Origin of the sequence: Alishewanella maricola (assembly GCF_016343785.1) — a bacterium.
GTDB lineage: Bacteria > Pseudomonadota > Gammaproteobacteria > Enterobacterales > Alteromonadaceae > Alishewanella > Alishewanella maricola.
In genome coordinates this window covers 188,678-202,211 of record NZ_JAEINI020000004.1, presented here as the reverse complement: position 1 = coordinate 202,211, position 13,534 = coordinate 188,678, and the positions used below count along the sequence as shown (strand labels likewise).

The 13,534-nt window shown below is 47.6% G+C and carries 11 protein-coding genes; 4 read left to right on the top strand and 7 right to left on the bottom strand.

The annotated features are described in order from the left end of the window. Positions 1 to 36: 36 nt before the first annotated feature. The 3 genes from bamJ to JAO78_RS08060 all read right to left on the bottom strand — a co-directional run bounded on the left by bamJ (position 37) and on the right by JAO78_RS08060 (position 2,155). Positions 37 to 651: a BamJ family beta-barrel-assembly machinery protein gene (gene bamJ, locus JAO78_RS08070; protein WP_226750864.1), complete on the bottom strand. Its 615-nt coding sequence runs from the start codon at positions 649 to 651 to the stop codon at positions 37 to 39. A gap of 66 nt (positions 652 to 717) precedes the next feature. After that, positions 718 to 1,035: a YfcL family protein gene (locus JAO78_RS08065; protein WP_226750863.1), complete on the bottom strand. Its 318-nt coding sequence runs from the start codon at positions 1,033 to 1,035 to the stop codon at positions 718 to 720. Next, complete coding sequence (locus JAO78_RS08060; protein WP_226750862.1) at positions 1,025 to 2,155, bottom strand: ATP-NAD kinase family protein; 1,131 nt, start codon at positions 2,153 to 2,155, stop codon at positions 1,025 to 1,027. Before JAO78_RS08060 ends, JAO78_RS08065 begins: the two co-directional genes overlap by 11 nt. A 294-nt stretch (positions 2,156 to 2,449) precedes the next feature. Between JAO78_RS08060 and JAO78_RS08055 the strand changes: the two genes are divergently transcribed. Then, on the top strand, positions 2,450 to 3,841 hold the full coding sequence (locus JAO78_RS08055) for a coniferyl aldehyde dehydrogenase (RefSeq protein ID WP_226750861.1): 1,392 nt from the start codon (positions 2,450 to 2,452) through the stop codon (positions 3,839 to 3,841). Positions 3,842 to 3,845: 4 nt separating this feature from the next. Here the strand turns inward: JAO78_RS08055 and JAO78_RS08050 are convergent, their stop codons facing one another. The 3 genes from JAO78_RS08050 to prmB are packed head-to-tail and all read right to left on the bottom strand — an operon-like array spanning position 3,846 to position 7,097. Continuing rightward, positions 3,846 to 5,012, bottom strand: coding sequence for an MFS transporter (locus JAO78_RS08050; RefSeq protein ID WP_226750860.1), 1,167 nt, complete (start codon positions 5,010 to 5,012; stop codon positions 3,846 to 3,848). Positions 5,013 to 5,021: 9 nt separating this feature from the next. Then, positions 5,022 to 6,140 carry a chorismate synthase gene (aroC, locus tag JAO78_RS08045; protein ID WP_226750859.1) on the bottom strand — a complete coding sequence of 373 codons (1,119 nt, stop codon included), beginning with the start codon at positions 6,138 to 6,140 and terminating at the stop codon, positions 5,022 to 5,024. Beyond that, on the bottom strand, positions 6,141 to 7,097 hold the full coding sequence (gene prmB / locus JAO78_RS08040) for a 50S ribosomal protein L3 N(5)-glutamine methyltransferase (protein WP_226750858.1): 957 nt from the start codon (positions 7,095 to 7,097) through the stop codon (positions 6,141 to 6,143). 49 nt (positions 7,098 to 7,146) lie between these two features. Between prmB and smrB the strand changes: the two genes are divergently transcribed. After that, a complete protein-coding gene (gene smrB / locus JAO78_RS08035) occupies positions 7,147 to 7,722 on the top strand; it encodes an endonuclease SmrB (protein ID WP_226750857.1) in 576 nt (191 codons plus the stop codon). Positions 7,723 to 7,735: 13 nt separating this feature from the next. Here the strand turns inward: smrB and sixA are convergent, their stop codons facing one another. Beyond that, on the bottom strand, positions 7,736 to 8,227 hold the full coding sequence (gene sixA / locus JAO78_RS08030) for a phosphohistidine phosphatase SixA (RefSeq protein ID WP_226750856.1): 492 nt from the start codon (positions 8,225 to 8,227) through the stop codon (positions 7,736 to 7,738). 219 nt (positions 8,228 to 8,446) lie between these two features. On the opposite strand from sixA, the gene JAO78_RS08025 reads away from it, so the two are divergent. Both JAO78_RS08025 and JAO78_RS08020 read left to right on the top strand, forming a co-directional pair. Further along, on the top strand, positions 8,447 to 11,212 hold the full coding sequence (locus tag JAO78_RS08025; protein WP_226750855.1) for an insulinase family protein: 2,766 nt from the start codon (positions 8,447 to 8,449) through the stop codon (positions 11,210 to 11,212). A 54-nt stretch (positions 11,213 to 11,266) separates the two neighbouring features. Further along, a complete protein-coding gene (locus JAO78_RS08020; protein WP_226750854.1) occupies positions 11,267 to 13,516 on the top strand; it encodes a putative bifunctional diguanylate cyclase/phosphodiesterase in 2,250 nt (749 codons plus the stop codon). The last annotated feature ends 18 nt before the right edge of the window (positions 13,517 to 13,534 follow it).

Genomic DNA, 13,534 nt, shown 5'->3' with positions numbered 1-13,534 from the left:
AAGTCGGCGCTTTTTAACCATCAACACAGCGCGTGCTTAAACGATAGCTAACAGCTCAACATCAAAAATTAGCGTGCTAAATGGAGCGATAGCATTACCGGCACCACGTTCGCCGTAAGCGAGGTTATGTGGCACATATAAACGTAACTTTGAACCTACCGCCATCATTTGTAACGCTTCAGTCCAGCCAGCAATCACGCCGGATACAGGGAACTCAGCAGGCTCGCCACGCTGATAAGAGCTGTCAAAAACCGTGCCGTCAATTAAAGTACCATGATAGTGCGTACGCACGGTAGAAGCAGCAGTCGGTTTTTCACCTTCGGCGGCAACTAACACTTCATATTGTAAACCTGAAGCGGTGGTAGTGACTTCTGCACGCTTAGCGTTTTCGGTTAAAAATACTTCGCCCGCTTCGGCTAAAGCCGCTGCTTTTTCTTGTTCAACCGTTTGCATACGCTCACTGATAACCGTAAAAGCAGCACGAATTTGATCTTCGGTCACTTCTGGCGCTTCTTCATTGTATGCTGCGGCTAAACCTGCGGCCACGGCAGTAATATCTAAGCCATCAAATGGACGATCAGCAAGCTGCTGACCCATCTGTAAACCAATACCGTAACTTGCGTGTTGCTCTAAGGTGGTAAATTTTGACATGCGTTCCACTTATCCTTGACGGATGGTGCTAAGCACCATCAGAGTTAAAATTGCGCTTATCTTACGCTAATTAGAAGAACTTGTCTCGCAAGACGATTGTAACTGTTGCCAAACCGCGCGAACTTGCTGCTGATCTTGCTCAGTCAGTTCACCGCCTGCAATGGCTTGCGCCAAACTCTGCTCCACTTGCGCCACAATATCGCTGACGTGAAAAGGTTGCTCAGTAACCTGCAAGGTTCCCACCACTAAATCAACATGGCCGCGTAAGTAACCAGCAGCAAATAACTCATCATCGGTCGCAATGGGCACTAACTGATCAAAATAGGCTGCGGCCTGCTCAATAAACTGCTCGGTATGTTCTTGTTGCTGCATCTTAATGCTCATCCTCATATCCTAGACGGTAAATAACATAATCGTTGTAACCGGTTAATACACTGATCAAGCCTTGCAGCTCACGATCCAATGCGACATCGCCGGTATCGGCTAACAACGGCCGCCCATCTAATTGTTGTAACTTCGTTTTGGTGGCTAGTAAGAGAATGTTGTCACGGCCCACGGCACGGATCACCGCTGGGGATAGCTGCTGATTACCTCGACCAAACACATGGCCTTGTCCGCCTATCAAAGTGATAACTAACTTACTGGGATAATCTTTTACCCAATCAAGCAGTTCACTGGCGGTCACGTCCTGCGCTAATAGTTGGCCATTTTCAACTACATCTACCCCTAGCAGCGTGTTCTCTAAGCCTAGCTCCGCCATCACCGCGGCCACGGTTGAACCAGAGCCCATCACATAACGCACGTTATCTTCTAATTGGCTGGCCACATAAGCTGCTAAATCATCCAACACCAGCTCAGCGGATTCTTTGCCCGCCATTTTCACGCTTTGGACATAACGTAATTCAGCCGGAATACGCATTTCGCCATAACGCCGTGCTTTTACCACGCCTTGGCGAAAAGCCACTTCATCAATATCCATCACCGCCGCTTCTTGCTGGCTAACTAATTCACCCGCGACTAACTTGCTCAGTAACTTCCCTGCGGCCAGCGGTGATATGGCATACACGCCAGAGTGAATTTTACAACCAGCAGGAATGCCTAGCACCGTGGTGCGATCCGCGACCACACTGCAAACATTGCGCGCGGTGCCATCGCCACCTGCGAATAACAGTAAATCAACGCCCGCCGCTGCAATTAGCTCTGCAGCGTGTTCCGTATCCAGCGCTTGTGTAGGATGTTGTGTTGGGGTGTAACACACCTGATACTGAAAACCTAACTCGGCTGCCAAAGCCTCGCCCATGTCGGCGGCAACCGTGAGAATTTCAACTTGCTGCTGCAGGGGTAATAACTGCTCTAAACACACACGAGCCCGCGCACCCGCCATCGGCGTAGCGCCAAGCGCCAAGGCTTGCTCGGCCAGTTGATCGCTGCCTTTTAACCCCACGCTACCGCCCAAGCCGGCTAATGGGTTAATAATTAAGCCTAATCGAAATCGTTTCGCCATAACTACTGCTACCTATAGCTCGCTGCCTCTTAAAAGCAGGCGTATTGCAATTGCCGCGCATTGTACCTGCTAATCTGGCTATTTCCCAGCGATCAGCCGCCAGACCGGCGCATCGCAACCCGGTAACGGCCGGATAGCATTCTAAGGCTATTTCAGCAGGCTTGCGGCAAGACCGTCAGTGCTCTACAGTAAGTCGGCATTTGCGCCCAGCAGTTTGGTTTTATGCGCTACACCAACTGTTTTTTGCCAATTTTGCTACTTATCCTTGAATATCGTTTCTTATCAGGAGTTTTTATGACCTCGCTCGAACAGCAGTTTGCGCAACACCAGCAGGCTTTTCATGCAGATACTTACCCAAGCCTCGCCCTACGCCGTCAGCGTTTAACTGCCTTAATGCGTGCTTTGCAGCAATTTGAGCATGCGCTATGCGAAGCCGTTGCCAGCGATTTTGGCCAGCGCAGTCACGATGAAACCCGATTACTGGAAATCGCGCCTTGCCGCCAAGGCTTAAAATATCAATTGCGCCATTTAAAAGCGTGGATGCGCCCGAAAAAACGGCATGTTCATTACACTTTTGCGCCAGCCACTAACCGGGTGATGCCACAGCCGCTGGGCGTAGTAGGTATTATTGTGCCGTGGAATTATCCGATATTTCTGGCATTGAGCCCTTTAATGACGGCACTGGCAGCAGGCAATCATGCCTTGGTTAAATTATCTGAATTTACCCCAGCAACCAATCAGGTACTGCGCCAATTATGCCAGCAAGCCTGTGCGGATAGCGTCAGTATTATCGAAGGCGATGCGAAGGTCGCCGCCGACTTTTCTGCCCTACCCTTTGATCATTTGCTATTTACCGGCTCAACCCAGGTTGGGCGTAAAGTGATGCAAGCCGCTGCCGCCAACTTAACGCCGGTAACCTTAGAGCTTGGCGGGAAAAGCCCAGTACTGATTGCTCCTGACGCCAACTTAGCACGCATCAGCGACCGCTTGCTATTTGGTAAAACGGCTAATGCCGGTCAAACCTGTGTCGCACCAGATTATGTATTAGTGCCTCGTGCCCAGCTGCCCGAGTTAATCAGTCTGCTCAAGAAGGGGTTTAAACGTTTTTACCCCGATTTCCCAAATGGCAGCTCATACAGTGCGATCGTCAATCAGCGACAATATCAGCGGCTCAGCCATCTTTTGCAAGAAGCGAAAGAAGCCGGCGCAACCTTAATATCCTGTAGCGAAGCCGGCAACGCAGAGCAGCGATTATTGCCGCTGACTTTGGTAGTGGATGCCCCGTTAGCGTGTCAGTTATGGCAAGATGAGATTTTCGGGCCGGTTTTACCGCTGCTGCCTTATGATGATATTAACGAGGCCATTGCCTTTATTCGAGAACGGCCTAAGCCCTTAGCCTTATACTTGATGAGCGAAAACTCAGCGTTAATTAGCCAAGTGCTCGAGCAAGTGCATGCGGGTGGCGTAGCCATTAATGATACCTTGCTGCAAGTCGCTCAAGATGATTTACCCTTTGGCGGTGTCGGGCCATCAGGCCTCGGCTATTATCATGGTCCAGAAGGCTTTTTACGGTTGTCGCACCTTAAAGCCATCCATGAAAAAGGCCGCTTTAGTAGCAGCCAATTTATTTATCCACCGTTTGATCGGCCGCTATTTCAAGCTTTATTACGCTGGCTCACCCGTTAAGGCGTTAAACCAAAGCCGCTTTAGGCATCTGTTTAGGTAAGCACCAAGCTAAGATGGCGGCAAAACATGCCGCTATCGCTGCCAGCACATAGGTTTGTTCAGCGCCTAAGCCGTTTTGCCAACTAATACCGCTGATATAAGCACCTAGCGCACCACCGCCACCGTATATAATACCGGCATAAAAAGCTTGGCCTCGCCCTCGCTGTGCCTTGGGGAAAAACTGCTGAATAAACTGCATAGCGCAACTATGGGCAATGGCAAAACTCCCTGCATGAAACAACATACTCAGCGCTAACAGCCACGGCGAATCGGCAACAAAAGCTAACATAAGCCAGCGGATCACCGTCAAACCATAACAGCAGGCCAACAACCGACGAAAAGAAAAACGCTGCAAAATTCGTCCGGCATAATAAAAGGCGATGATTTCAGCCAGCACGGCTAAACCAATAAACAAACCGGTAAGGGTTCCGCTGTAACCCAGATCCCGGCTATAGAGCGTAAAAAAGCCATAAAACGGCGCAAAGCTCATCTGTAATAAGAATGCCGCAGCCATAAACTGCCACAGCACCTTACTAGAAAACAACTCAGCAAAAGATAATTTGGGCTGATCTTTACTTGGTGGCGGTGGCATCGGCGGTAAATTAACCAAACTGAGTAACAACAAAAACAGAAACAACAATGCGGTGCCCGGCATAAACTCACTGCCAAAGCGCTGATAAAGCCAGCCGCCCAGCATGACTAATACGATATAACCGATACTGCCAAAGGTACGAATTTTACTGTAGCTGCCGGTATCATCATTTAAACTATGAAAAGTACAGACTTCCAGCTGCGGTAAAATCGCCGTCCAGAAAAAGCTGAATACCGCAAAACCCAGTAATAATGGCCAAAAGCCAAAATCGACTAAGCTACTAAGCCAAGCGACAATGGCAATACCGGCGCCAAAGCGCATGATCCCTAAAGGATTAGCCGTACGATCAGCTAAGGTGCCCCAAAGCGCTGGGCCTACAATACGAGTGGCGGTAACCAATGCCAGTAACAAACCAATTTGTGCCGATTGATAACCGCGGCCATCTAAAAACAAGCCAAAATACGGCACAAAGATGCCCAGTACACCAAAGTAAGCAAAATAAGCCAGCGATAACGCTGGCTTGGCAGTTAATCTGAACACAATAATCGCTTATTCGCTGGGAGCTTGTTGACGAGCAATAGCAGCAATATCCGGCGTGGTTACCTGCACCATGGCATTTTGCGCGCGCTGTCTTAACAGGTGATCTAACAGCACAATCGCCAGCATCGCTTCGGCTACGGGTACAGCTCGAATACCAACACAGGGATCATGCCGCCCTTTGGTCACGATATCGACGACTTCACCGTCGGTATTAATGCTTTTACCCGGCACACTGATACTCGAAGTGGGCTTTAGCGCAATACTGACTAATAAATCTTGGCCGCTGGAAATACCGCCTAAGGTGCCACCAGCGTGATTAGCACTAAAACCCGTTGGCGTTAATTCATCACGACCCGTTGAACCGCGCTGCTCGACCACCGCAAAGCCATCGCCAATTTCCACCGCTTTTACGGCATTAATGCTCATCATGGCATGCGCAACATCGGCATCTAAGCGATCAAACACCGGCTCACCTAAGCCAACGGGCATGCCGCTCGCCACCACATTAACGCGAGCACCGACCGAATCACCGTCCTTTTTCAGTTGCCGCATGTACTCATCTAAAGCACTGAGCTTATCGGGATCGGGGAAGAAAAATGGGTTGTTTTCAACTTCATGCCATTGTAATTGTTCCGCTTTTACCGGGCCAAGCTGGGCTAAATAACCGCGAATTTCAATACCACAATGCTCTTTTAGATACTTTTTAGCGATAGCACCGGCAGCCACTCGAATGGCCGTTTCACGTGCAGATGAGCGGCCACCGCCACGATAATCGCGGATCCCAAATTTGTGCCAGTAGGTGTAATCGGCATGCCCAGGACGAAATAAAGCGGCAATGTTCGAGTAATCTTGTGAACGCTGATCGGTGTTTTCAATCAATAAACCGATAGAGCAACCGGTAGTAGTATCGTTAAACACTCCTGATAATAGCTTCACCGTATCTTCTTCACGGCGCGCGGTGGTGTAACGCGACGTGCCTGGCTTGCGCCGATCCAGATCTAACTGCAGATCTTCAGCGGTCAATGCCATACCAGGTGGACAGCCATCAACCACTCCGCCAATAGCCGGACCATGACTTTCGCCAAAGGTGGTGACTTTAAATAACTGCCCAATACTGTTACCTGCCATTTATGCTTCCTCAAACAAATGCTGACTGTTGATAAGCTGCTGCTTTGTCAACGCGAAAACGCCCAGACCACCGCTGTTAAATTCCAGCCAATTAAATGGGACGTCTGGATATCTATACTGCAATTCAACCATACTATTGCCAACTTCACAAACTAAAATGCCCTGTTCGGTAAGATGGGCTGCCGCATCTCGAAGGATTTGCCGCGTTAATGCCAGCCCGTCTACACCCGAGGCTAAGCCTAATTCGGGCTCATGCCGATACTCTTCGGGTAAGTCATCCATATCTTCGGCGTCAACATAAGGCGGGTTGGTCACTATCAAATCGTAATGCTGGCCTTGTAAGGCGGCAAAGCCATCAGATAACACGGGAAATACCCGATCTTCTAATTGATGCTCCGATATATTAATTTGCGCCACATTTAACGCATCAGGACTAATATCCACGGCATCCACTTGTCCATCAGGGAACGCATAAGCACAAGCAATAGCAATACAGGCAGAGCCGGTACATAAATCTAAAATAGCCGTAGGAGTAAAACCCGGTTCAAGTAAGTTAGCAAATTTGTTTTTAATTAATTCGGCAATCGGCGAGCGTGGGATCAACACCCGCTCATCCACATAAAACGGCAGCTCGCAAAAGTAGGCTTGCTGAGTCAGGTAAGCGGCGGGAATACGCTGTTCAATGCGTTGCTGCAGTAAATCGATAAACGCTTGGCGCTCATGCAGGGTTAAACGTACGGGCAACAGTTTGTCATCGGTCAGTGGCGGTAAAAATAGCACATGTGCTAACAGCACTGCCGCTTCATCCCAAGCATTGTCGGTACCATGACCAAAATACACTCCAGCCTGATGAAAACGACTTACTGCCCAACGTAACCAATCATGTACCGTGCACAGTTCTGATAAGGTACCCTGCAACTGTTCAGGATGAAAAGGTGATAGCGGTTGCTCAGTCATGGTATGCTGCACTCCAGATTTTAACAAAATATTGATTAGACCCGCGCGCATGCAGAAAAAAAACTCAGCTAGCAAAACCCTTGATCCAGAGGAGCTGGAACTGTTCCGGGAGTTTGTTGCTGGCACCCGCCCGCTTGAGCAAGACAAGATAGCGCCAGTTGCCAAACGCAGCAAGCAAAAACGCCCCAGCGCGGCCTCGAATAGCGCAACTGCTGAAAAGCTGTTCTTTTTCTCTGATGAATACGAAGTTTTTAGCGACACCCAAGGCAGCTTGTCTTATGTGCAAAGCGGTGATGATCCGCATTTAGCTGGGCGCCTGCGCCGCGCAGAAATCGAGCCCCAAGTCGTTTTGGATTTACATGGCATGACCGGCCAACAAGCGAAAACAGAATTAGCCGGGTTATTAGCTTATTGCCAGCAGCAGCAATTTAACTGTGCCTGCGTGGTACATGGCAAAGGCTTAGGGATTTTAGCGCGAAAAGTGCCGAATTGGTTAGTGCAGCATCCCAATGTGCGCGCCTTTCATACTGCGCCCAAAGCTTGGGGCAAACAAGGCGCTTTATTACTACTTTTGAAAATCAACCAAAGCACCGAGCAACAGTTTCGGGATTTGCCTGGCCGCTAAAGCCATTCGCCTTTTAGATTTCGGGTAATACCGACAACGCCAGTGGTCTATTTCGCTCTTGCACCACTCCCCCTTGTCCTGGCTGGTAACTGATACAAGTTAACGAGGCGGTACTAAAAATCGGGGCTTGGCCGGGCTCAGTAAAGCTTTCGACTAAAAAACTCACCAACGGCATATGTGATACCAACAGCAGCTTGGCGTTGGGCTGGGCTAACAATAATGCATCAATTTGCGCTTTCACTGCTTCCGCTGGCGCATCAGGCACTAACTCGGGTATGAGTTTAAATTGGCATTCTGCGGGCTGCTGCTCTAACATTAATTCGGCTGTTTGCTGAGCACGCAAGTATGGGCTACTCCACACATAATCGAGATTGGCATAGACCGTTTTTAACCACAACGCCATTTGCCGCACATCGTTCTGACCGTCTGGTGTTAATTGTCGTAAGCTATCATCCGCCGCATAGGGCTGTGCTTCGCCATGTCGCATGATCACGAGATTTACCATGAAATTGTTACCATAATGCTGTTTTGTCCCATTGATTCGACTATTGAGCAAATTAGCATGCGTCAGGTGAAAATAGTGCGCTATGATAAAGAAAGTCTGTTGTCAGCGTAACTATCATTTGTGCATAACATAGCGTTTAGTTATTACTTATCGCTATGAAACTTTGGTCGGATAACCCGCAAACGTCAACAAGCCCTCATGCTAAATAAAGGAACCGCTTTGCAACATAATGAACTGATAAAAAGTCCAAATGACCCAAAGCAATACCGATATTTGCAGTTAGCTAACGGTTTACGTGTGCTTTTGGTTCACCAAGCTGACAGTGAAAAAAGTGCCGCCGCCTTAACCATTAATGTCGGACATTTTGACGATCCACAAGAACGAGAAGGTCTCGCGCACTTTTTAGAACATATGCTGTTTTTAGGCTCGGCACACTATCCGAACGCCGGTGAGTTTCAACATTTTATCAGTGAGCATGCCGGTAGTCATAATGCCTGGACCGGCACTGAACATAGTCATTTTTATTTTGATATTGAACACGCCGCTTTTGCGCAAGGCCTTGCCCGTTTTGGTGATATGTTTAGTGCGCCCTTGTTTAGCGCCAGCTACGTTGATAAAGAGCGGCAATCTATCGAAGCTGAGTTTTCTATGAAACTCAAAGATGATAGCCGCCGCATTTATCAAGCACACAAAGAAAGCATTAACCCTGCGCATCCTTTTGCTAAATTTTCAGTAGGGAATGCCCAAACGCTCGCCGATTTACCAAACAACAGCCTGCAACAAGCCGTCAGCGAGTTTTATCAGCAGCAATACAGCACTAGTCGCATGAGTTTGTGTTTAGTTGGTCCTCAATCACTTGCTGAATTAGCCGCGCTGGCGGAGCAACATTTTGCGGCACTGCCAACGCATCTTCCGAAAAAACCTGCGGTACAGGTGCCATTGTATTTGCCTGAACAGCAAGGGATTCAATTAAATATCCGACCCCATAAAAGCAGTAGCCGTTTGGTGGTCAGCTTTGCCATGCCTGATATTCAGCCATGGTACCGCTTTAAACTGGTGAGTTTTATCGCACATCTGCTGGGCGATGAAGGGCAACATTCTTTACTGGCCTATTTAAAAGAACGCGAACTGGTTAATCAATTAAGTGCCGGTGGCGGTATTGATGGCAGTAATTACAAAGATTTCACCGTTGCCTTTGAACTGACGGCCAGTGGCCGCGCGCATTATCGCGATATTGTGGCGGCACTGTTTAGTCAAATTAAGCTGCTAAAACAATCCGGGTTCAATCAGGCACTGTTTGTCGAGCGGCAACGTTTATTGCAATGGTCATTTCAGTTTTATGAGCCCAGTAGTGCTTTACAAACCGCGGGCGATTTATCGCTCAATATGCAGCATTACCCGCCTGAGGATATTATTTTCGGCGATTATCGCATGGAATTACCGCCCGAGGCGCTATATCAAGAACTGCTGGGGTATTTTTGTAGTGACAATATGCGCATTATGTTGGTGGCTGATGAGGTGCCAGTTAATTGTGAAGCGCGCTGGTATCATACCCCCTACAGTATTGTCCGTTTAGATAAGCAGTGGCTTGAGCAATTAAGCCAACAACCCCTTAAACGCGCCATGCAATTGCCAGCACCGAATCCGTATTTACAAACCGAATTATCGTTATTACCGGACAGTGCGCATATGCCTTTACCACATGCAGTATGTCAGCGTGATGACCTGCATATTTGGTATAAAGCCGACACGGATTTTAACACCCCAAAAGGCCATATTTTTGTGCAGCTAACCCTGCCTAATAGCTGTCAAACCTTAACGCAGTTAGCTGCCACTCGCTTGTGGGTAGAACTTGTACTGGATCGCTTTAATCAGCAATTGTATGCCGCGACAACTGCGGGATTAAATTATTATCTTCACGTACATCGTCAAGGTGTCAGCTTACAAACCTCTGGCCTGACTGCGAACCAAATTCGTTTACTTAGTGATATTTTAAGCCAATTACCCGAGCCTGAATTTAGTGAGCAACGTTTCAATGAACTCAAACATCAACTGTGCCGACACTGGGAAAACAGTAGTAAAAATAAGCCGGTCGCGCAGTTATTTAGTCAGTTATCAGCCATTTTGCAGCCGCAAAACCCTGAGTTAGATTTATTACAACGCACCCTGGCGGCATTAAGCTTTGAGCAGTTTCAGCAATTTCAGCAGCAGCTTTTACAACAGATCCATTTGGAAGCTTTATTGGTAGGCAACTGGCCTACCGCGGCAGCGGCTGACTTACAGCAGCTATTAGTAACCTGGTTAGCGGCACAGCACTCTAGTGGCCCTGCGTTGCCTGCGCGGCAAAACGGTATTAAAGATCTTGGCCCGGTTTGGTTACAGAGTGTCGCCAGTGGTCAAACCGATCATGCTATTGTGATTTATATCGCAGCGCAGCAAAAAACGGCCGACCAAATGGCCTGCTTTATGTTGGCAAACCACGTGATGTCGCCACGCTATTTTCATCAATTACGCACAGAGCAACAATTAGGCTATTTAGTCGGCACCGGTTATGTACCGATTAATACCCTGCCAGGTTTAGCGTTTTACGTACAATCGCCCGACTCAACAGCAGATAAACTGTATGCCGCGACGGTAGCGTTTTTTCAACAGTTTTTAGAGCAAATTCAGCAGTTAACGTCTGACGAGTTCGCCGCATTAAAACAGAGTATGCTATCGCAATTGGCCGAGCGTGATACCAGTTTAGGCGCACGCGCCAAGCGATTGTGGCTTGCCCTTGGCCAGCAAGATTATCAGTTTAGTCTTACCGCAGATATTCAACAGGCCTTAGCAACGCTAAGCCGGCAAGCCTTTATTGCGTTTTTACAACAACTGCTCGCACCCGACTACGATGTGCTGTTTTTAGCAACCGATCCGGCACCCAGCAATAGCCATGTAAAAACTCTCTTGAAAACTGAATTGTTAGCGGGGCTGAATTTGCTTTGACAGCCTTGCTGATCTTCGTTAACTTAGCCTGAATATTCACAAAAACAATAATAAATGTCTTATAAAAAATTTACGCTTGGCAGTTTGATTTTATTGGCTTTTTTTTCGCCTTATCTAGCAGCAACAGTAATCGACTGGACCATCATTGAACCTTATCTGCTTTACACTGTGATGGCTATTGCCGTCGCAGGTTTTTTACTTGCCCAATTTAATCAGCGCCGCATGCGCACTTACCATCAAGCTTTAGCAAAAAGCGAAGAGCGTTTACGTTTATCCATTTGGGGTAGCGGTGATGAGTTATGGGATTGGAATATCGAAAGTGGCGAGCTGTATCGCTCCAGTGCATGGCTTGACCCCCTCTCTGCGCCGCCTGAAGGAAAAAACTTTCCTCCGAACAAAAATTTTATTCATCCACAAGATCTAGAACGCGTCAGTAGCGCACTCTCGCAGCATCTGGCCGGAAATAGCCCATTTTTTGAATCAAGTTATCGCTTACGCACGGCAGATGATAATTACATCTGGGTATTAGATCGCGGAAAAATTGTTGCCTATAACAACGAAGGCAAAGCACAGCGAATGACCGGCACGCTGAAAAATATTAGTCAGTTAAAACAAGCTGAAGCCAGAATGCAATTATTTGCACGCTGTCTAGAAAACATTTCAGATGCCGTGGTGATTTGCGATACCAAGTTTAATATTCTCGAAGTGAACCCCGCTTTTAGCAACATTACCGGCAATACTCGGGAAAGCGTGCTACAAACCCGCTTTAAACTCAGCTTGTATCCGCCACGTTTCTTACAAGAAATTGAAAAAACCTTGGTACAAAAAGGCCGCTGGAGTGATGAGATCCGTGAACTCAAAACCAACGGTGATTATTATCAAGCCGAATTAACCTTTGACGTGATTAAAGACGAACAAGGCTTTATCACTCAATATGTCGCCGTATTCTCTGATATTTCAGAGCGTAAACGACGTGATGCCGAACTCAATCGATTGGCCAACAGCGATACGCTGACCGGACTGCCCAATCGGGCGGTGTTTATGAATAAACTGGCCAGTCTAGTCAAAGATAACACGCAGCATGCACTTTTAGTGTTCGACTTAGACAACTTTAAGAAAATTAACGACTCACTTGGTCATGAACTAGGCGATGCGCTGTTATGTAAATTGTCAGAACGACTGCATAACAACAAACTGTTCCGGCAAAGGCTATATCGGTTAGGTGGCGATGAATTTGCCATTTTACTGAGCAATACCAATGATATTCATGCCATTACCAGTCTTGCCAAAGCCATGCTACAGCAAATTAATGCGCCTTTTGCTATCGAGCAACATGAACTGGTCGTCACCAGCAGTATCGGTATCGTGTTGTTCCCAGAGGATGGCAAAGATCCGCAAGCGCTGTTACGCAACGCCGATACCGCGATGTATCACGCCAAAAGCGCTGGCGCGAATCGCTATCTATTTTTTAATGACACCATGAACAAACAAGCGGTTAAACGCTTGCAAGTCGAAAATTTAATCCGCCATGGTTTAAAAGAAGATCTGTTTGCGGTGTTCTATCAACCGAAAATGGACTTACTCAGCGGTAAAGTGGTCGGTATGGAAGCGCTGGTGCGCTTTATTACGCCCAAAGGCGGCTTAGTCAGCCCAGCGAGTTTTATTCCAGTTGCAGAAGAAACCGGACAAATTGTTGATATTGGTACTGTAGTCTTGCGCAAAGCCTGTTCAGATGTGCGCCGCTGGATTGACCAAGGGTTGTTTCATGGGCGGGTAGCGGTAAACTTATCGGCCAAACAATTTATGCTGCCGTTTTTGTGTGATCAAATCGACGATATTTTACAGCAAACCCAATTGGCATCTTATCACTTAGAATTAGAGATCACTGAAGGCACAGTAATGGAATCGCCAAAACTGGCCATCGATACGATGAAAAAACTGCGCGCTCGCGGTATTCACCTCGCCATGGATGATTTTGGCACCGGCTATTCATCACTGGCCTATTTAAAGCAATTCCCATTGAATACGCTGAAAATTGATAAAGCCTTTATCGATGATATGAACAGCGCCCGTGGCCGCAATATGGTAGATACCATTGTGACTATCGCGCACAACTTAAGTTTATCGGTGGTGGCTGAAGGCGTTGAAACCCTTGAACAATTAGAGCAGCTAAGAAAACTGCGCTGCGAAATTATTCAAGGGTTTTACTACAGTAAGCCACTGTCAGCAGACGATTTTGCAGCTTTTTTACATGAACAAAAAAAGCCCCGTTTAAGCCTGACAGCAAACGGTAATAATTGGTAGCAGCCAAACAGCAGACAT